At 73.6% G+C, this 20366-nt stretch carries 14 protein-coding genes; 5 read left to right on the top strand and 9 right to left on the bottom strand.

Going from position 1 to position 20366, the window contains the following annotated elements; translation table 11 throughout:
• Positions 1–8: 8 nt before the first annotated feature.
• Both QSK21_RS15235 and QSK21_RS15240 read right to left on the bottom strand, forming a co-directional pair.
• Entirely contained in the window at positions 9–2918 is a 2910-nt protein-coding gene (locus tag QSK21_RS15235) for an FAD-binding and (Fe-S)-binding domain-containing protein (RefSeq protein WP_285696414.1), read from the bottom strand.
• Positions 2915–4075, bottom strand: coding sequence for a pyridoxal-phosphate-dependent aminotransferase family protein (locus QSK21_RS15240; protein WP_285696416.1), 1161 nt, complete (start codon positions 4073–4075; stop codon positions 2915–2917). Before QSK21_RS15240 ends, QSK21_RS15235 begins: the two co-directional genes overlap by 4 nt.
• 138 nt (positions 4076–4213) lie before the next feature.
• Between QSK21_RS15240 and QSK21_RS15245 the strand changes: the two genes are divergently transcribed.
• Together QSK21_RS15245 and QSK21_RS15250 are read left to right on the top strand one after the other, a co-directional pair.
• The gene (locus tag QSK21_RS15245) at positions 4214–4957 is read left to right on the top strand and encodes an IclR family transcriptional regulator (protein ID WP_285696419.1); all 744 of its coding nucleotides are present in this window, start codon (positions 4214–4216) and stop codon (positions 4955–4957) included.
• A gap of 117 nt (positions 4958–5074) precedes the next feature.
• Positions 5075–6049: a substrate-binding periplasmic protein gene (locus tag QSK21_RS15250; RefSeq protein WP_285696420.1), complete on the top strand. Its 975-nt coding sequence runs from the start codon at positions 5075–5077 to the stop codon at positions 6047–6049.
• A 33-nt stretch (positions 6050–6082) separates the two neighbouring features.
• Here the strand turns inward: QSK21_RS15250 and QSK21_RS15255 are convergent, their stop codons facing one another.
• The 5 genes from QSK21_RS15255 to QSK21_RS15275 are packed head-to-tail and all read right to left on the bottom strand — an operon-like array spanning position 6083 to position 13039.
• A complete protein-coding gene (locus QSK21_RS15255; protein WP_285696421.1) occupies positions 6083–6946 on the bottom strand; it encodes a glutamate ABC transporter substrate-binding protein in 864 nt (287 codons plus the stop codon).
• 1 nt (position 6947) lies between these two features.
• Positions 6948–8483, bottom strand: coding sequence for a GlnX family signal transduction membrane protein (locus tag QSK21_RS15260; protein WP_285696422.1), 1536 nt, complete (start codon positions 8481–8483; stop codon positions 6948–6950).
• Between the two features lie 2 nt (positions 8484–8485).
• A complete protein-coding gene (locus QSK21_RS15265; protein WP_285696424.1) occupies positions 8486–9838 on the bottom strand; it encodes a vWA domain-containing protein in 1353 nt (450 codons plus the stop codon).
• Between the two features lie 7 nt (positions 9839–9845).
• Complete coding sequence (locus QSK21_RS15270; RefSeq protein WP_285696426.1) at positions 9846–11969, bottom strand: serine/threonine protein kinase; 2124 nt, start codon at positions 11967–11969, stop codon at positions 9846–9848.
• The gene (locus QSK21_RS15275; protein ID WP_285696428.1) at positions 11966–13039 is read right to left on the bottom strand and encodes a nucleotidyl cyclase domain-containing protein; all 1074 of its coding nucleotides are present in this window, start codon (positions 13037–13039) and stop codon (positions 11966–11968) included. The genes QSK21_RS15270 and QSK21_RS15275 overlap by 4 nt, the downstream gene beginning before the upstream one ends.
• A gap of 180 nt (positions 13040–13219) precedes the next feature.
• Here QSK21_RS15275 and polA point away from each other — a divergent pair, with 180 nt between their 5' ends.
• Positions 13220–15892, top strand: coding sequence for a DNA polymerase I (gene polA, locus QSK21_RS15280; protein WP_285696429.1), 2673 nt, complete (start codon positions 13220–13222; stop codon positions 15890–15892).
• 7 nt (positions 15893–15899) lie between these two features.
• Here the strand turns inward: polA and QSK21_RS15285 are convergent, their stop codons facing one another.
• Together QSK21_RS15285 and QSK21_RS15290 are read right to left on the bottom strand one after the other, a co-directional pair.
• Entirely contained in the window at positions 15900–16532 is a 633-nt protein-coding gene (locus QSK21_RS15285; RefSeq protein ID WP_285696431.1) for a nucleoside/nucleotide kinase family protein, read from the bottom strand.
• Positions 16533–16611: 79 nt separating this feature from the next.
• Positions 16612–18174: an alkaline phosphatase family protein gene (locus QSK21_RS15290; protein WP_285696432.1), complete on the bottom strand. Its 1563-nt coding sequence runs from the start codon at positions 18172–18174 to the stop codon at positions 16612–16614.
• A 396-nt stretch (positions 18175–18570) separates the two neighbouring features.
• On the opposite strand from QSK21_RS15290, the gene fdhA reads away from it, so the two are divergent.
• Both fdhA and QSK21_RS15300 read left to right on the top strand, forming a co-directional pair.
• On the top strand, positions 18571–19782 hold the full coding sequence (gene fdhA, locus QSK21_RS15295) for a formaldehyde dehydrogenase, glutathione-independent (RefSeq protein WP_285696433.1): 1212 nt from the start codon (positions 18571–18573) through the stop codon (positions 19780–19782).
• Between the two features lie 82 nt (positions 19783–19864).
• Complete coding sequence (locus tag QSK21_RS15300) at positions 19865–20284, top strand: hypothetical protein (RefSeq protein WP_285696434.1); 420 nt, start codon at positions 19865–19867, stop codon at positions 20282–20284.
• The last annotated feature ends 82 nt before the right edge of the window (positions 20285–20366 follow it).

Below are 20366 nucleotides of genomic sequence, written 5' to 3' on the forward strand. Positions count from 1 at the left end.
AGGGCGGATCAGGGCGGGGCGAGCGCGCGGTGCACGAGCTCGACGGGATGGGCGGCGGCGCGGCCGCAGCCGTGCTCGATCTGCTGGCGGCAGGACACGCCGGTCGCGGCGATCAGGGTCTCCGGGGGCTCGGCGGCCACGGCGGGGAACAGCCGCAGCCCTCCGATCCGCATGGACAGGTCGTAGTGCTCGGACTCGAACCCGAACGAGCCGGCCATCCCGCAGCACCCGGCGTCCAGCTCGTGGACGTCGGCGCCGGGGATGCGTTCGAGCAGGGCACGGGTGGACGCGGTGCCGGTGACGGCCTTCTCGTGGCAGTGGCCGTGGAAGAGGATCCTCCGGCCGGCGGGTTCCGCGTCCGGATCGAGGCGCAGGGAGCCGTCGTCGACGGCCTCGACGAGCAGGTCCTGGACGAGCCGCGCCGCGCCCGACACGACGCCGACACGGTCGTCGCCGGGGAGCAGCGCGGCGTACTCGTCCCGCAGCGTGAGCAGGCAGGACGGTTCGACGCCCGCGATGGGGACGCCGGCGGCCGCCGCGGGCGTCAGCGCGTCCAGCATCGCGGCGGCCTGCTCGCGGGCGCGGTCCAGCAGGCCCTTGGACAGCGCGGGTCGTCCGCAGCAGGCGCGGCCCCCGGTCAGCCGCACCCGCCAGCCCGCGCGTTCGAGCAGCTCGACGGCGGCGCGTCCGGTGCCGGGGCCGGTGTAGGCGGTGAAGGAGTCGGCGAGCAGGATCACCTCCCCTCGCGGGAACGGGCCTTCGGGTACGGGCCGCCGCGCGAACCAGCGCGGCAGGGTGTCGCGGCGGAACGCGGGCAGCGGGCGGTGCCGGCTGATGTCGAGCCCCCGGTCCAGGACGGCGCGCGCGGCGCCCGCCCGTCCCGCCAGGTTGGACAGCGGGGCGAGCAGCGCGCCGAGCCTGTTGAGCCGCCGGATCGACCCGAACGCGCGGGCGCGCAGCGGCGTGCCGTGCGCGGCGTGGTAGTGGTACAGCGCCTCGCTCTTGAGCGAGGCCATGTCGACGCCCAGCGGGCATTCGGACTTGCACGCCTTGCACTCCAGGCACAGGTCCAGCACCTCGTGCAGCCGCTCGTCCCCGAGCGCGGCCTTCGGGTCCGGCTGGGACAGCGCCTTGACCAGCGCGTTGGCGCGCCCGCGCGTGGAGTGCTCCTCCTCGCGGGTGGCCATGTAGGAGGGGCACATCACCCCGGTCGCGTCCTTGCGGCAGGCGCCGATGTTCTGGCAGCGATCGGCGGCGTCCCGCATCCCGCCCGCGGGGAAGGCGAGCCGGGTGGCCAGCGGGACGGCGGCGGGCAGCGCGCGGTCGCGCAGGTTGCCGGTCATCGGCGGGGCGTCGACGACCTTGCCGGGATTCAGCCGCCCCTCGGGGTCGAACAGCCGCTTGACCGCCCGCATCGCCTCGTACCGGTCCGCGCCGAACAGCCGCCGGTTGAACTCCGAGCGGGCCAGGCCGTCGCCGTGCTCGCTGGAGTTGACCCCGCCGTACCGGGCGACCAGCTCGGAGATCTCCCCGGCGACCGCGCGCATCGTCTCGACCTGGCCGGGTTCCCGCACGTCCACGAACGGGCGGATGTGCAGGCAGCCGACCGAGCAGTGCCCGTAGAACCCGGCGTGCAGCCCGTGCCGGTCCAGCACGTCCGCGAACTCGCGGACGTAGGGTTCGAGCCGATCGGGCGGGACGGCGGTGTCCTCGACGAACGCCAGCGGCCTGCGGGTGCCCGTGCTGGACGCCATCAGCAGCCCGAGCCCGGCCCTGCGCACCTTCCGCACGGCCGCCTGCGTCCCGGGCGTCAGCGCGCGGAGCGTGTGGTAGCCGTGCCCGCCGCGCTCCCACGCCGCCGCCAGCCTCTCGACCCGCGCGGCGACCTCGCCGTCGTCGTCGCCGAAGAACTCCACGAACAGCAGGGCGCGCGGCTCGCCCTCCAGGATCCCCGACAGGCCCGCGTACTCGACCCGCTGCCGGGACAGCCGCAGGATCGTGTCGTCCATCAGCTCGACGGACGCGGCGTTCAGGGCCAGCGCGTCCCCGGTCGCGGCGATCGCCGCCGGGGTGGACGTGAAGTGCCCGACCGCGATCGCCCGCGCCTTGGGCCGCTCCACCAGCCGCACCTCGGCCTCGGTCACGACGGCGAGGGTGCCCTCCGACCCGACGATGAGCTTCGCCGGGTCGAGGCGGGTGCCGTCCCACGCCCGGTCGAGCCGGTACCCGCCCGAGTGCCGCCAGTACGGCGGGAACCCGTCCGGCTTGGCGGCCCGCTCCAGCAGGCCGGGCAGCTCCCGGTAGATCCGCCCTTCGAGGCCGCCGCGGGCGCGTCCACGGGCGCGCGCCTCGTCCAGCGCGACCGGTTCGAGCCGCGCCCGCGAGGCGTCGGACAGGACGACCTCCAGCCGCTCCACGTGGTCGATCGTCGACCCGTACAGCACCGAGTGGCTGCCTGCGGAATTGTTGCCGATCATCCCGCCGAGGGTGGCGCGGTCGCTGGTGGAGGTGTCCGGGCCGAACACCAGCCCGTGCGCCGCCGCGGCCCGGTTGAGCTGGTCCTGCACGACCCCCGGCTGGACGACGGCGCGCCGCGACCCCGGGTCGATCCGCACGATCCGGTCCAGGTGCCGGGAGCAGTCGAACACGACGGCCCGCCCGACCGTCTGCCCCGCCAGGCTCGTGCCGCCACCACGCGGCAGGACGGGGACGCCCAGCGCCCCCGCGGTCTCCACGATCGCGGCGATGTCCCCGGCGTGCCGGGGGAACGCGACCGCGAGCGGCTCGATCGCGTACATGCTGGCGTCGGCCGAGTACAGGTGGCGGGTGTAGTCGTCGATCCGTACCGAGCCCTCCAGGACGGGCGCGAGCGCGGCGCGGATCTCCTCGGGAGCCGGGGCGTCCGCGGGGGCCGTCATGCCCGCTCCAGGACGGACAGCGCGGCCGTCACGCCGCCGCGCTCGATCGGGACGCCCGCGGCGGCGAGGCCCATCTCGACCCCCGCCAGCGTCCCGGCCAGCGACAGGTCGTCGAACTGCCCGAGATGGCCGATCCGGAAGACCCGCCCGGCGAGCCTTCCGAGCCCGGTGCCGAGCGACATGTCGAAGCGTTCCAGGATGATCCGGCGGACCTTGTCGGCGTCGTGGGGCTCCGGCAGCAGCACGGCGGTCAGCGAGCTGGAGTACTCGCGGGGGTCGGCGCACAGCACTTCCAGGCCCCACGCGCGCACCGCCGCCCGCGTCGCCTCGGCGTGCCGGTCATGCCGGGCGAACACCGCGGGCAGCCCCTCCTCTTCGAGCATCGTCAGCGCCTCGCGCAGCCCGTACAGCAGGTTCGTGGGCGGCGTGTAGGGGTAGAAGCCGTTCCGGTTGGCGGCCAGGATCGGCTCCCAGTCCCAGTACGAGCGGGGGAGCCGCGCGGACCGTGACGCCTCCAGGGCCTTCTCGCTCACGGCGTTCAGCCCCAGCCCCGGCGGCAGCATCAGGCCCTTCTGCGAGCAGCCGACCGTGACGTCCGCGCCCCATTCGTCGTGCCGGTAGTCCATCGAGCCCAGCGACGAGATCGTGTCGACCAGCAGCAGCGCCGGATGACCGGCCCGGTCGAGGGCGGCGCGCACCTCCGGGACGCGGCTGCGCACCCCGGTCGAGGTCTCGTTGTGGACGACCATGACCGCCTTGATCGCGTGGGCGGGGTCGGCGGCGAGCCGCTCGCCGATGGCGTCCGGGTCGGCGCCGTGCCGCCAGTCCCCGGGCAGGAACTCCACCAGCAGCCCCAGCCGCTCGGCCATGTCCCGCCACAGCGTGGCGAAGTGCCCGGTCTCGCAGGCCAGCACGCGGTCGCCCGGGGAGAGGGTGTTGACCAGCGCGGCCTCCCACGCGCCGGTGCCCGAGGACGGATAGACGATCACCGGGCCGGCGGTGCCGAACACCGGTCTCAGCCGCTCCAGCAGGTCGAGGGCCAGGGCGGCGAACGCGGGCCCGCGATGGTCGACGGTGGGCGCCGCGATGGCCCGCAGCACCCGGTCGGGGACGTTGGTCGGTCCGGGGATCTGAAGGTGATGCCGCCCACCGGCCACGCTTCTCCGCCTCTCCGCTCACCGATGCCGTACCGTGACACGGCACACGTTCCGTACAGAGGTACAGGGAGAGTAAGTTCGTATTCAGATGCCGTCAATGCGTGCCGCCGTCCGGCGGAGTCCTGTCTGGGAGGGCGCGTGCAGAACGTGGTGAACACCCTCCGGATCCTGGAGGAGGTGGCGGTCCGGCAGCCGGCCGGCGTGGGGGAGCTGTCCCGCGTCCTGGACCTGCCCAAAAGCACCGTCCAGCGGGCGCTGCGCACGCTCGCCACCGCGGGCTGGATCCGCCCGGCGGGAGGCGAGGTCACCCGCTGGGTGCTGACCGCCAAGGCGCTGCACGTGGGACGGCACGCCACCGGCGAGCTGAGCCTGCGCGACGCGGCCGTGCCGGTGATGGAGGACCTGCGCCGGCGCACCGAGGAGACCATCCACCTGGCGGTGCCCGAGGGCGACAGCGCCGTGCTGATCGAACGGCTGGAGACGCCCAAGGTGCTGCGGATCATCCTGCCGCTGGGCAAGGCGCTCCCGGTGCACGCCTCCGCCAACGGCAAGGCGATCCTCGCCCACAGCCCGCCCGAGGTGATCGAGCGGCATCTGACGGGCGGGCTGGTCCAGCACACCGCCACCACCATCACCGACCCCGGCAGGATGCGCGCGGAACTGGCGCTGATCCGCGAGCGCGGGTACTCGACCAACAGCGGCGAGTGGCGCGACGACATCGCGGCGGTCGCGGCGCCGGTCCTGGGCCGGGACGGCAGGCCGGTGGCCGCGATCAGCGTCTCCGTCCCGTCCATGCGGATGACCGCGGACCTCTACCCCGAGTACGGGCGGCTGGTCATCGCGGCCGCGGCGACCCTCGCCGAGCGCCTGTCCACACGATGAGCCTTCAGATGAGCACTCATATGAGCACTCAGATGAGCGCTGGAGGCGCGCGACCGCGATTCATGCCGAATAGGTGATCCATCCCGGACGGGAACCGGCCCCTGGCAGCATTGGCGCATGATCGATCGACTTTGGGGCGTCCGGCCCGCGGCCGTGGCGGCGGTGGTGGCCGTGGCGGCGCTGGGCCTCTCCGGATGCCTGGTCCCCGAGCCCTTCCGGAACGACGGTGGCGGCGGCGACGCCGGCGCCGGACCCACGTCGGCGTCGCCCGCGCCCGCCGCTCCGCGCCTGCCGCCCGTGACGGGACCGATGGCGAGGATGCCGCCCGGCACCAAGGTGCCGCTCGTCCGTCCCGGACGGCTGACGATCTGCGAGGGCTTCGCGGGACCCCCGTACATCGCGCCGAAGGGCGGCTCGACCGTTCCCGGGCAGCAGGGCGGGGGCACCGCGGAGGGCTTCGACATCGACCTGCTGATCCTGGTGGCCGAGCGGCTCGGGGTCACCCCGCTGGTGACGCCCGTCCAGTCGCTCGACCTGGTGCAGGGAACGGCGATGAGGCGCGGCCGGTGCGACCTGGCCGCCAGCGCCTTCCCCGACAACGCCTACACCAGGAAGCTGTTCCTGCCCAGCGCCCCGTACCTGCGGCGCGGACCGGCCATCCTCACCGGCGCCGAGGCGCGGCACACCTCGCTGGCCTCCCTCGCCGGCAAGCGCGTCGGCGTCATCGAGGGCGACGTCGTGGGCGAGGAGGCGGTCAAGCGGCACAATGCCCAGGGAGGCACGCCCATCCTGGTGCAGAGGACCGAGCGGGCGATCATCCAGTACATGCTGATGAACGGCCGGTTGGACGCGGCCGTGGTCGACGGCGGCCTCGCCCTGTACCTGGTGAACAGGCGCGTGCGGGACGGCAGGCTGCGCATCGCCGCGGAACTCGGCCCGATGGAGAACGTGGTGTTCGGCATCCGCCCCGGTAACAGGGCGCTGGCCAGGCAGGTCAACGCGGCCCTCGCGGACGCGGCCCGCAACGGCCGGTACGCCAGGGCGTACGCGAACTGGTTCGGGACCGCCCCGAAATGGGTGCCCACCGGCTGAGACCGCCCGGCACGGCCGTTCGCGCCCGGCGGCTCAGGAGCAGCCGACGAACTCGGGGACGGTGGTGACGACCTCCAGGTCCACCGAACCGAACCACTGTTGGAGCAGGGTCTCGGCGGCGCCGCTCTGGTACATCTCGGTGAGGATCCGGTTGACCCTCTGGCAGCCCTTCACATCGCCCTTCCTCAGGCCCACCCCGTACCGCTCGCTGGTGAAGGGGGCGTTGACCATCTTGACATCCGTGCGGTCGGCGCCGACGAACCCCGCCAGGATGAGGTCGTCGGTGGACACCGCGTCGACCCGCCCCCTGACCAGCAGGTCGACGCACGCGCTGTAGGACGGGGACGGCACCAGCCGGGCGTCCACCCCGCGCTCCTCGGTGACCCGCCGCCACGAATGCGACCCGTCGACCGCGCAGAGCCGCCGGCCTTCCAGGTCCTGGACGGACGCGATCTCGTTCTCGGCGCCGCGGACGAGGATGTCCTGGCGCGCGACGTAGTACGGTCCGGCGAAGGTGACGAGCTGCTGCCGCTCGGGCGTGATCGAGTAGGTGGCGAACACCAGGTCGACGATGCCGTTCCGCAGCACCTCCTCCCGCTCGCTGGACGGCGTCGGATGGAACCTGACGCGGCCGGGCGGCACCCCGAGCCGTCCCGCGACGTACCGGGCGACGTCGACGTCGAAGCCCCTGAACGTGCCGTCGGGCAGGCGCAGGCCCAGTCCGGGCTGATCCGGCTTGACCCCGATCACCAGCGAGTCGGCGCCCAGGATCGAGGAGCCCGCCGTCATCCGGTCGGGCGGGTGGCCGGGCAGGGCCACCACGACCGCCACGGTGACCAGGACGGCCAGGGCGACGGCGTTCCACGCGGCGCGCGCCGCCCGCTGTCTCCCGCGCATGTCAGCCGTGCTCCTCTCCGCCCGTGGGCGGTGTGCCCAGGTACTCGCGCAGGCGCGGCCACACCCCGGCCACCAGCAGCGCGGCGATCACCAGGGCGGACACGGGCAGCGCCCACCTCCAGACCGCCAGCGCCGACTCGCCGCCGCGCACGGTCCGCTCGGTCACGAACCGGTGGCGCCCGGAGGTGGCGTCCAGTTCCTGATCGTGCTGCCGGAAGGCGGGATGCGGCAGATAGGGAAGGCCGGGATCCAGATGCGTCCTCGCCGCCTGGCCGGCGCGCTCGGCCGCGGCCAGCCGCCGGACGGCCCGGTCGTTGCTCTGGTACGCCCGGTAGTACGACAGCAGCCGGACGAGCACCCGATGCTCGGCGGGCGTCGCGACCCTCCGCGCGCGGGCTCCGTAGAAGCCGCCGAAGCCGATCGCTCGCGGGTCTCCGGCATAGCGCGCGAGCCGCTGCTCCAGTTGCGTGTAGTACTCCTCAAGGTCGCTCACACCGGCGATGTAGAGGATCGCCTGGGACTTCTCCAGGTACGTCTGGTCGTAGCGGTCGGCCTCGCCCGGGTCCAGCAGGGCCCGGTTACGGTCGGCGTCCAGACTCTTGGCCAGCGACTGCATACGGGACAGTGCGAGCACGGGATCGAAGCCGTCCTCCTTGGCCACGCGCAGCCGGTCCGCCTCGGTGGCCAGCGCGGACCCGCCCACCACCGCCAGCCCGGCCAGCGCCACGGTCGCCGCCGCCAGCAGCGGGCTGACCAGCCGCCGGAACCGCACCGCCAGGTAGATCTGCAACGTCACCAGCGCCAGGACCCCCGCGGTGCCCAGGGCGATCACCCTGCCCCGTTCCCACCGGATGGCCGAGCGCTCCTCCTTGTAGGTGGAGTCGACGATCGCCGCTCCGTCCAGCGTGAGGTTGCCGGCCTTCGGCAGCAGGTCCTGGGTCATCAGCGCGGTCGCCGCCCGGTACTCCGCCGCCGCGTTCGCCGGGAGCGCCCCGTAGGCGTGCTCGCCGCGGCTGCCCAGCTCCATGGCGGCCTGCACCCGCCGGTCGTACTGGTGCAGCCCGTCCAGCACCGACTGGACGGTGCGCAGCCGGACGGGGTCGTCCTCGGCCAGCCGCGCCGCCTGGAGCACGGCGCGCTGGGCGTCCTCGCGGCGCAGGTCGTAGGAGTAGCGGGGCGGGTTGCGCCGGCAGCCGCCGCCGTCCCCGCCGGGCTCGCACAGCCAGCCCTCCTCGTCGCCCGTCATCAGCACGTTGGCGACCTGCGCGTCCATGTCGCTGAGCGCCAGGGCGACGTCGCCGGTCGCGACGACCATCGGGCCCTCGTCGTGCCCGACGGCCCGCAGCGCCTCGCGCGCGTCCGCGACGCCGAGGCCGATGACCGAGCACAGGGCGGTGAGCGAGAGCAGCACCAGCGCGGTCAGCGCCCGCACGCGTCCCGGCGTGGTGCCGACGCGGAAGAGCCGGAGCGCGCGTGAGATCCGCATGCCGCCGTGCAGCCGCAGGACCCGGGGGAGCCACACCACCTTGGACGCCACGCTCAGCCCTCGGCCCCGCCCTCGCGCTCGGACGGTGCCTCCGGCGGCGGGCGCATGGACTCGCTCGAATGGGTGTCGAGGCCGACGATGTCGGCCCTGCCGACCTGTCCGGGCGGCTTGAGGATCCCGCTCTCCGGGTCGGCGAACCGGTCCAGCCTGATCGAGATCTCCTCGCTGCCGGTCTCCGCCGCCAGCCTCCGCGCCCGCGAGTGCTCCGCCGCCGCGGCCCTCGCGTCGCCCGCCTCGTGCGACCTGAGCAGCCGCTGCGAGGCGTCCGCCAGCTCCTCCAGCTTCTGGTAGTGCACGACCGACGGGTCGTGCAGGGACGACAGCGCCTCGTCGCCGGTCCAGGTGGCCAGCACCTGACCGGTGGCCCGCGGCCGGTCCGGCGGCTCTCCGGGCAGCACGGCGGAGATGCGGGCGGCCAGCATGGTCTGGTCCGGCTCGCCGGGCGGCACCGTCACGCACAGGTGGTACTCGCGGTCCTCCACGCCCCAGATGCCGGTCGGGAACTCGGCGGTCTTCGGCCCGGGGGTGCTCGGTCCCGTCTCGGCCCAGCCGCCGGCCAGATCGCGCAGCGCCGGGTACACCTGCTTGAAGAAGCGCAGCGTGGCGTTGTGCGGCGTCCACACCCGCAGCGTCACGTCGGCGACCGCCTTGCCCATCGCCTGCTCGATCATCCCGGCGAAGTCGGCGGCCAGGTCCCCGGGGTCGGCGACCATCCCGAACCGGCCGAGCAGCCGCGCCGACACCCGGCGCAGCTCCGCGGGCTCCCAGTCGGCGCCCACCCCGTGGCTGTCGCACACGAACCGGCCGGCGCAGCGGTCCAGCGCGGCGTCCAGGTCCTCGGGGGTCTCGTGTTCGTTCTTGCCGTCGGTCAGCAGCACGGCGTGCCTGATCGGGTGGTCGTCCGCGGCGAACAGCTCCGCGGCCAGGCTCAGCCAGCGGCCGATCCTGGTGCCGCCGCCCGCCGACAGCCGCGAGATCGCCAGATGCGCGTCCCGCCTGGTCGTCTCGGTGAAGCGGGCCAGCAGCCGGTCGCGGGGATACACCATCGCCGCGTCCGCGGCGCCCGCGATCACGGCGAAGTCGACGCCCGGCCGCAGCGCGTCCACCGCCGCCCGCGCCGCGCGCTTGGCCGCCACCAGCCGCGCGCCCAGCATCGACCCGGAGGTGTCGACGATGATGACCTCGGCGGCGGGGCGCGGGGCGCCGCGGATGGCCGAGGCGTCGCCCGTCGCCCGGACCTTCGCGATGGCGTGCACCTCCGTCTCGGCCACGGCGAGATACGGGTTCTGGTGGATCTCGATCGTGAGCTCGGGAGGGTCGCCGGACGGTCCGCTCATCGTCTGCATGCCGCCTTCACAGGAAAGTCATGGGCCGTACCGCGTTGGCCTTGTCCACCAGCGCGTGCTTGGCGTCGGTGTCGGTGGCGAACCAGGCCAGCTCGCGGTAGGTGCGCTCCAGCCTGCGCCGCAGGCTGCGCTGGGTCAGCCTGGTGCCGATCAGGTCCGTGTCGGGATGCTCGTCCTGGCCGGTCTGGATCCAGGCGAGCCCGCCTTCCAGCACCTCGGCCTCCAGCCGCCTGCGCAGCACGCCGTCGATGCGGGAGTGGCCGAGCCGCCGGGCCGCCGCCAGCAGCGCCTCCCTGGACAGGTCCGAGGACGGGCGCCCGCGCAGGCCCGCCGCCATGGCCGCAAGTTGCGCGGCGCCGTAGTGCCGGGACAGCGACGGCACCTCGTCCAGGGCGCGCACCGCGCCGTCCCGGTCGCCCATGGCCAGGCGGACGCGGGCCAGGCCGAAGGCCGCGCTGAGGTAGCCGTGGTCGGTGCGCCACACGCTCTCGTAGTGCCGGGCCGCCCCGGCGAAGTCACCGGCGTCCTCGCGGCAGAACGCCAGCGCCAGCTTGGGCGCGGCCTCGCCCGGCATCCGCGTGTAGAGGTGGTCGAACATCCGCCCCGCGGCCCGGTGCCTGCCCGCCGCCAGGGTGGCGGCCGCCCGGTACCAGTCGACACGCCAGTCCTTGTGCGGGCTCTCGCCGAGCACGGCGAGCAGCGCCTCGGCCTCCGCCCGGCGGCCCAGGTCCAGGTACGCCCCCGCCAGGACGAGCCGTTCCTCCAGCGAGGAGATCCGCGGGCCGCGCGGCCCCGTCAGCTTCTCGACGATCTCCCGCGGCTCGTGGCCGGCCAGGTCCGGCAGGCCCGGCGCGCCGTCCGACCCGGACACCACGGGCACGGGCAGCGCGGTCACCGCCGACCTCGGCGTGAGCGGCGCGGGCGCGGGCGCCGCCGCGCCGGTCGCGATGATGCCCGCGCCGACCACCGCCCGTTCCCGCCCGAACAGGGTGGACGGCACCGGCCAGGGCTCGGAGTTGCGGGGCGCCGACACGGCCTCGCGCAGCACGCCGAACAACTGCTCCTCCATCTCGGTGGCGTCGGCGAACCGATCCGCCGGGTCGTCGGCGGTGGCGCGGCGCAGCAGCCGGTAGTAGGAGTCGAACCGCTCCAGCAGCGGCGCCGACGCGCGCCCCGGCAGGCCGTACTCGGCGTCCTGCATGGGCCCCGGCGGCAGGCTGAGCATGGCCATCGTGCGGCCCACCGTGTACAGGTCCGAGCGGATCGACGGCTGCTCGCCACGGATCGCCACCTCGGGCGCCATGAACCTGGGCGTCCCGACACCGTGCGCGGTGCCGTCCATCGGTTGCGCGCCGCCCAGGTCGATCAGGGTGAGCCGCCGCTCGCACTGCATGACGTTCGACGGCTTGAGGTCGCAGTACAGCAGCCCCTGGGAGTGCAGGTAGGCCAGCGCACGCAGCATCTCGATCCCGTAGGCGATGACGTGCTCGACGGGGAGCACCGCGTCCTTGTCCGCCCTGCGCCTCTCGTTCAGCAGGGCCTGCAAGGTGCGGCCGCCGACGTACTCCATCACGATGTAGCGCTGCACGTCCGCCGGGTCGGTGCCGGGCTCCGGCGCGGGATGCTGGACGAAGTTGTGGATCTTCACGATGTTGGGGTAGTTCACCGCGGCGAGCGCGGCCCGCTCGGCCTCCGGGACGTCCGCGACGTCGGGGTCGGTCCCGCGCAGGCCCTTCAGCGCCACCCAGTGCCCCACGTTGTTGTCGTAGGCCAGGTAGACCCAGCCCATCCCGCCGCGCCCCAGGCAGCCCTCGACGCGGTACTGCCCGCCGACCAGCTCGCCCGGCCGCAGCCGCGCGCCCTCGCCCGAGGTCGGGGTGAGCTTGAGCCTCTTCGGGTCCTGGTACGGGACGGAGTCCACCCCGGCCATCTCCAGCGGGCCGTAACGCGCGAAACGCAGCGGCGCCGGGACCGGGGACTCCGGTCGCGGTTCCGGCGCGACCGGACGCGGCGTCCCGGTACCGTACCCGCCCGAGCCTCCACGGTCGGCGAGCGGTGGCGGCGCGAACCCGCAGTAGTCGCAGAAGCCGTTGGTGATGGTGCCCTGGCCGCAACGGGTGCATTCGTTCATCGGTCGCCTCCGTGCAAGCCGTTGATGTAGCGCTCCAGTGCCGCCTCGGCCTCCACCAGGTCGCATGGCTTCGCCTTGAGCAGGTCGCGGACCCGTTCCCGGAGCCGGTCCAGCTGCTTGTCCTCGGCACGGCCCAGGTCGTGGGCCATCGCCTCGTACGAGGTCAGCCTGCCCCGCAGCTCCTTGTGGTGACGCATCGGCGCCTTGACCGCGCGCAGAGCCTCCCGGGCCTCGCCGAGGGCGGTCTCGGCGGCGCCCTCGGCTTCGGCGAGACGCACGGTGACGTCCTTCCAGAGGCGGTTCAGGCGCGCCTCGTCCAGCGAGGCGAGGCGGTCGCGTAACACGGCGGCCGGATCGGGCACCTCGGGCACGGGGGAGCAGATCGCCCGGACGGTCTCCGCCCGCACCCGCCGCGCCTCGGCCAGGGTCTCCTCCACCTCGGCGAGGCGCTCCTCGACCGGGCCGATCCTCTCCCCGTAGTCGCGGCCCGCCCCGATCTGCGCCGGGCACATGCAGATCCACGCCTCGCAGTCGGTCGCCTTCACCACGACCTGGACCCGCCGGTAGTCGCCCGGCAGGTAGCCGCGCCGCTGCCGGATGACCGAGCGGTGGAACTCGGCGGAGCTGATGAACGCCAGGTCGCCGGTCGCCGTCCGCAGCTCCTCCCGCAGGGCGGGCGCGTCCAGCAGCCGGAACACCAGGTTGAGCTCGGTTCCGACGACGCCCTCGGTGTCGTGCCGCACGTACCCCGCGTGCAGCGCCACCCGGAGCCTGATGCGGCAGCGCGCGTCCGCCGACCGGTTGTAGCGGCCCAGCTCGGCGGCCAGCTCGAACGGCAGCGGCTCCACCAGCCGGGCCTGCGGGCCGTCCACCGGGACGAGGAAGAACCCCCCGTCCCCGCGATCCTCGTGGTAGGCGGCGGGGACGTCGGACGCGGCGAAGGCGCGCTCCAGCGCCGCGTACATCCCCTCCCGCATCCGTATCTGATCGGGGTCGCGGCGGTCGGGACGGGTGAATCCCTCGATGTCGACGCAGACGATCGCCCGGTACGTGGCGTGGGGGGAACTCATCGCATCTCCGACTCGCGCGAGCGGCGTGACGGCACGCGGGCGCGACCCCGCTCGCGCCGCCGCGCCCAGGCGAATCACCGGTCATGATAGGGGCGGCATGTCACACAGAGTAGGTCGAACGACACAACCAGGATCCCGGGGGCACCGCGGACTGTCGGTGGGACCTGCGAAGATGTGGCCATGACCGACAGGCCCCGGCTGCTCCTCCTCGACGGACACTCGCTGGCCTACCGGGCCTACCACGCGCTCCCCGTGGAGAACTTCAGCACCACCGGAGGCCAGCCCACCAACGCGATCTACGGCTTCGCCAACATGCTGGCGAACGTGCTGCGCGACGAGCGGCCGACGCACGCCGCGGTCGCCTTCGACGTGTCCAGGACGACGTTCCGCACCGAGGCGTTCCCCGAGTACAAGGCCACCAGGGCGCGGTCGCCGGAGGGCTTCGGCGACCAGATGACGATCCTCGACGAGCTGCTGGCCGCCATGGGCATCACCACGCTGCGGGTCCCGGGGTACGAGGCCGACGACATCATCGCCACCCTCGCCACACGGGCCGTGCCGGCGGGTCACGAGGTGCTGATCATGACCGGCGACCGGGACGCGCTGCAACTGGTCGGCCCCCGGGTCACGGTCCTGTACTTCTACCGGACGGCCTCGGAGCTGATCCGCTACACGCCCGAGCGGGTCGAGGAGAGGTACGGCCTCACCCCCGCGCAGTACCCCGACTTCGCGGCGCTGCGCGGCGACCCGTCCGACAACCTGCCGAGCATCCCCGGCATCGGGGAGAAGACCGCGGCCAGGTGGATCCGCGAGTACGGCTCGCTCACCGCGCTGCTCGACTCGGCCGACCAGGTGAAGGGCAAGGCCGGGGAGAGGCTGCGGGCCGCCGCCGACACCGTGCGGCTGAACCGGCGGCTGACCGAGCTGGTGCGCGACGTCGACCTTCCGGTGACCCTGGACGATCTGCGGCGCCGCCCCTACGACCTGCGGACGTTCAGCTCGCTGCTGGACGACCTGGAGTTCCGCAACGCCGGCATCCGGCAGCGGCTGTTCGCCGCCGACCCGGGCGGGGGAGCGGCCCCTTCCGCGCCCGAGCGCGCGGGAGTCAAGGGTGAGCCGCTGAAGGGCCGCGAGCTGGAGCCGGGCGAACTGCCCGAGTGGTTCCGGACGCGGGCCTCCCCGGCGGGCGCCGGTGCCGCCGCGATCCCCGTCGCGCTGGCCGCCGAAGGGACCTGGGCACGGGGTGAGGGCGACATCGCCCGCATCGCCCTGGCCACCGCCGACGGATTCGCCGCGTGCTTCGAGCCCGCGAGGATGACCGAGTCCGACGAGCGCGCGTTCACCGCGTGGCTCGCCGACCCGGGGCGTCCCAAGGCCCTGCACGACGTGAAGTCGCTGCTGCGCGTGTTCGGGGAACGCGGGTGGCGCCTCGACGGCGTCGCCACCGACACGGCGGTCGCGGCCTACCTGCTGCTGCCCGGCCTCGCCGCCTACGGCATCCCCGACCTGGCCTCCCGCTACCTCGGACGGCGCCCGCCCGACGAAGGGGCCGCAGGGTGCATGTTGCAGGCGCGGGCCGTCCTGGAGCTGGCCGACAGGTTCACCGCCGAGCTGGACGGCACCGGCATGGAGGACGTCCTGAACGACGTCGAGCTGCCGCTGGCCGATCTGCTGGCCCGGATGGAACGCGCCGGGGTGTGCGTGGACGCGCCGCTGCTGCGCGAGCTGGAACGGCACTTCGAGGGCGAGATGGAACGGGCCGCGGCGGAGGCCGCCGCGATCGCCGGGCACCCGTTCAACCCCGGCTCCACCAAGCAGCTCCAGGAAGTGCTGTTCGGAGAGCTGGGCCTGCCCAAGACCAAGAAGATCAAGTCCGGGTACTCCACCGACGTGGACGCGCTGACCTGGCTCGCCACCCAGACCGACAACGGGCTTCCGGAGATCCTGCTGCGCCATCGCGACCGGTCCAGGCTGCGGATGACCGTGGCCGGGCTGATCCGGGAGATCGGCGCGGACGGCCGGGTGCACACCACGTTCCAGCAGACCGTCGCGGCCACCGGGCGCCTCACCTCCACCGAGCCCAACCTCCAGGTGATCCCGATCCGCACCGAGGAGGGGCGGCGGATCCGGCGGGCGTTCGTGCCGGGGGAGGGCTACGCGTCGCTGCTGACCGCCGACTACGGCCAGCTCGAACTGCGCGTCATGGCCCACCTCTCCCAGGACCCGACGCTCATCGCCGCGTTCGCCTCCGGCGAGGACCTGCACACCACCATGGCCGCGCAGGTCTTCGGGGTCGCGCCGGGCGCCGTCACCGCCGACCAGCGCCGCAAGATCAAGGCGATGTCGTACGGGCTCGCCTACGGCCTGTCGGCGTTCGGGCTCGCCCGGCAGCTCGGCATCGCCGTAAGCGAGGCGCGCCCGCTGATGGACGCCTACTTCGAGCGTCTCGGCGGCGTCCGCGACTACCTCGACCACACCGTCCAGGAGGCCCGCCACACCGGCTACACGCGCACGATTCTCGGGCGCCGCCGCTACCTCCCGCACCTGACCAGCGAGAACCGGCAGCGCCGGGAGACCGCCGAGCGGATGGCGCTGAACGCCCCCGTCCAGGGCTCGGCCGCCGACATCGTCAAGATCGCGATGCTCCGGGTGGACGCGGCGCTCGCCGAGGCGGGGCTCCGCAGCCGGCTGCTGCTCCAGGTCCACGACGAGCTGGTGCTGGAGGTGGCGCCCGGCGAGGGCGACACGGTGCGCGAGCTGGTCCATGACCGGATGGCCACCGCCTACCCGATCTCGGTCGGCCTGGAGGTCGCCACCGGCATCGGCCCGGACTGGAACGCCGCGGCCCACTGAGGGCGGGTCAGTCCGCGGCGAGGATCAGGGCCGGGTGGCCGGGATCGTCCATCTTGATCGCCACATCGGCCCGGGCGGTGGGACGCGCCTCGTTCTCGTAACGGGTGTAGGCGGGCAGCGTCCAGCGTTCGTCGTCGGGCGTGCGGCGGGCCAGGGCGGCGGGGGACATGCTCAGATGGACGGTCAGGTCGAACGGGAGGCCGCGGCCGAGGAGCAGCGACCCGTCCAGCAGCAGCACGCCGCCCGCGGGGAGGGTCACGTAGCGGGCCCGGGTCGCCCGGTCGCGGACGCTGTCCCACAGGCTGGGCAGCACCTTCCCCGTGCCGCCGGGCTCCAGCGGTCCCAGGACCTCGCGGACGAGGCCGTTCTCGTCGAGCCATTCGTCGTAGAACACGTCGGGGTCGTACCGTCCGAACTCGTACCGGAGCGAGGCCGGGCGCAGGAAGTCGCGCGCCGACACCCGCAGGACGGCCCGTCCCCGGGCGCGCACCCGCTCGACCAGGGAGTCGGCGAGGCGTCCGGGACCGGCGGGCGGGGCCCCGTCCACCGCGACCCGCAGCCACCGGCCGGGCGAGGCCGCCGCGATGCGCTCGCACAGCTCCTCCACGACGAGGCCGGGCGAGATCGGGCGTGCGCGCATCCCCTCATCCTGCAACACGCGCCGGTCCGGCTGCGCCCACGCCCGCCTGTGAGCCGCCGGCCGGGGCCTGCCCGTCCCGCTACTGGGCGTCCTGCCGCCCGAAGGCGGTCAGGAACCGGTCGCGGAAGTCGCTCATCCGCCAGACGGGGGAGTCCGGGGCGGGCTTGAGGCCGTCCTGCCAGCCCCAGCCGGAGATCCTGTCCAGCACGGCCCGGTCCTTGGCCACGATCGTGATCGGCACGTCGTGGCTCGCGCCCGCGCCGGTGATCAGCGGGGCGGGCTGGTGGTCGCCGAGGAACACCAGCACCAGGTTCTCGTCGCCGTGCCTCTCCACGTAGCCGATCAGGGTGTTCAGCGAGTACTCGATGGAACGCCGGTATTCGCCGCGCATCTTGTCGCGCGACGGCCAGGCCGCGTTGTAGCCCTTGCCCATGCCGTTGAACGCCGAGCCGTCCCCGACCGCGTTCCAGTCGATGAGGCTCGGGATCGACGCCCACGGCGCGTGGCTGGACACCAGTGGGATCGTCGCCATGACGGGCGCGCGGCCACGCCGGTCGCGTTCGAGGCGTTCGAACGCCGCCAGGGTGTACTGGTCGGGCATGGTGGCGTAGCTGAACCGCGGGCCGCGGTATCCGAGGTCGGACGCGCCGTACACGCGGTCGAAGCCGTAGAAGCGTCCCTCGGGCCAGGCGCGGGTGATGCCCGGCATGACGGCGACCGTGCGCCAGTCCGCGCGGTGGAAGGCGGCGTTCAGGGTGAAGCGGTCGCCGGCGACCAGGTCGCTGTAGCGCCGCGGGTTGTCGATCCAGAGCCCCGACAGCAGCGTCGCGTGCGCGAGCCAGCTTCCGCCGCCCGCCGTGGAGGAGGTGAGGAACGCGCTGCGCGAACCGTACCCGGCCGCGCGCAGCCTGCGGGTCCCCTCATCGAGCACCGTGCCGACCCGGGGGGCGTACTCGGGGTCCTCGACGGCGTCGCGCCCGTAGCTCTCGATGAACGCGACGACCACGTCCTTGCCGCGCAGCCCGGTCAGCAACCGGTCGCCCGGGACGCCGCGGAACCGGTCGACGCGTGCCTCCTTGGCGAACGCCGCCCGGTCGCGCAGACCCTCGTACACCCGGTGTCCCTGGTCGTAGGCGAGCCCGGCGGCGCCGCCCGTCGCGACCGGCACGCCCGGGACGATCTGCGCCCCGAGCAGCGCGCAGACGGCCCAGAGCGCGCCCAGCACGCCCATGGTGCCGGTCGCGGTGCCGCCGTGCCGGAGCACGGCCCCCGCCAGGCGCCGTACCGACAGCGTCATGACGGCGATCATCCCGGCGGCGAGCAGCGCGACCAGCACCACGACGCCGACCTGGCCCGCCGTGCCGTACGAGCTCTTCACGAAGTCCAGGCCCGCGCCGAGCAGGCTCCAGTCGTGCACCGGGTCGAAGGGCCGCGCCAGCACCCCGCCGAACCCCAGGTCGAAGATCTTCAGGACGGCCAGCAGGCCGAGCGCCGTCCCCGCCACCACGCCCGCCACGCGCCGTGGCCGCCACCGCGAGATCAGGAGAAGGCCGACGGCCAGGACGGCGTCCGCCGGGATCCGCAGGAACGCCGCGGGGGTGAAGTGGTCGAGGTCGTCGGGGACGACCAGCACGAACAGCACGGGCAGCGAGGCCAGGACGGTGAGGGCGCGCCTGACGACGGTGCGGCGCCGGGAGCGGGCGGGGCGCCCCGCGTCCTCCGTCGTGCCGTCCGCCGTCGTGCCATCGGTGCCGGGACCCTTGAGGGCGGTGGCCGGGGTGTCCTCGCGGGACTCGCGCTCAAGGAGATTCTCGGTGGTCAGGGCTTCCTCCGCGGCGATACATGGCTCGGTCGGGGTCTACCACCTCGTACGTTCGTCCCGCCACCGGCGGTTCACCCGCGGCCACGTCCCGCGGTACGAGGCGGGGTCCCGTTCACCGCCGATCGTTTACTCGATGATCACGTGCCGCCGGTATTGGCCCGCGCGCGACCGGGCATGCGCGGACCGAGATCCTAACGATGGGCGGAAAGGTCGGCCATGGCGAACAACCGAGGCGTCGTCTTCATGGGACCGGGCAACGTGGAGGTCCAGGACTTGCCCTATCCGAAGCTGGAGCTGCCCGAGCAGAACGGCCGCAAGCTGGAGCACGGGGTGATCCTGCGGACCGTCGCCACCAACATCTGCGGCTCCGACCAGCACATGGTGCGCGGCCGGACCACCGCCCCGCGCGGGCTCACCCTCGGTCACGAAATCACAGGCGAGGTGGTCGAGACGGGCCGGGACGTGGAGTTCATCAAGGAGGGCGACATCGTCAGCGTGCCGTTCAACATCGCGTGCGGACGCTGCCGCAACTGCAAGGAGCGCAACACCGGGGTCTGCCTGAACGTCAACCCGGCCAGGGCCGGCGCCGCCTACGGCTACGTCGACATGGGCGGCTGGCACGGCGGCCAGGCCGACTACGCCGTCGTGCCCTGGGCCGACTTCAACGCCCTGAAGATCCCGGCCGACCGGGACACGATCCTGGCGAAGATGCGCGACCTGACCATGCTGTCGGACATCTTCCCGACCGGCTACCACGGCGCCTACACCGCGGGCGTCACCACCGGGTCGACCGTGTACGTGGCGGGCGCCGGGCCGGTCGGCCTGGCCTGCGCCACCGCCTGCTTCCTGCTCGGCGCGGCCGTGGTGATCGTGGGCGACCTGAACGCCGACCGGCTGGCCCAGGCCCGCAGCTTCGGCTGCGAGACCATCGACCTGTCGGAGCATGCCGACGTGGCCGAGCAGATCGAGCGGATCCTCGGCGTTCCCGAGGTGGACGCCGCCGTCGACTGCGTGGGCTTCGAGGCGCGCGGGCACGGCCGCGAGCAGTCCGGGGTGGAGCAGCCCGCGACGGTCCTGAACTCGCTGATGGGGATCACCCGGGCGGCGGGCGCCGTGGGCATCCCCGGCCTGTACGTCACCGGCGACCCCGGCGCCGCCGACGAGCACGCCAGGGAGGGCGTGCTCGGGATCCAGATCGGGCTCGGCTGGGCCAAGTCCCTCGGGTTCACCACCGGTCAGTGCCCGGTCATGCGCTACAACCGGCAGCTGATGATGGCGATCCTGCACGACAGGGTGCAGATCGCGCGGAACGTCAACGCGACCGTCATCCCGCTGGAGCAGGCGCCCGAGGGCTATGTCGAGTTCGACCAGGGCGCGGCCCGGAAGTACGTGATCGACCCGCACGGGATGCTGGCCGCGGCGAGCTGACGACCTGCGGCGGAACCGGTTCGGCCGCTCACCACGGGTATGGGGGGTGGATCGATCGCATGCGAGGGGGAGGGGTGGTCCCATGCGTCTGTCCATCAGGCCGCGGCACGTGCCGGGCCGGGTCACCACCGGCGTGTTCATCCTGAATTCCGGGCTGGAGAAGTGGGGAGCCGCCGAGGAGGCCGCACAGGGGTACCACGGCATGGCCGTCGGCGCGTTCCCGTTCCTGGAGAAGGTGCCGCCGGCCCGGTTCCTGCGGCTGCTGTCGCTCACGGAGGTCGTGGTGGGGTCGGTGGTGCTGGCGCCGTTCGTCCCCTCGGCCGTCGCGGGCGCCGCGCTGACCGGCTTCTCCGGCGGCCTGGTCGGCCTCTACCTGCGGGCGCCCGGCCTGCGCAAGCCGGGCAGCATCTTCCCGACGCAGTCCGGCGTCCCCCTCTTCAAGGACTTCTGGATGCTCGGCATCGGCCTGAACCTCATCGCCGACGCCGTCGAGCACCGTTGATCATGGCCTGACTCCATGGCCCGCTGACGGGCCAAGGGCTACCGTGGTGTTGATCGCAGTTTCCATGGGACGCAACCACGAG

The organism is Actinomadura sp. NBRC 104412, from assembly GCF_030269515.1.
In the GTDB taxonomy this organism is placed as follows: Bacteria; Actinomycetota; Actinomycetes; order Streptosporangiales; family Streptosporangiaceae; genus Spirillospora.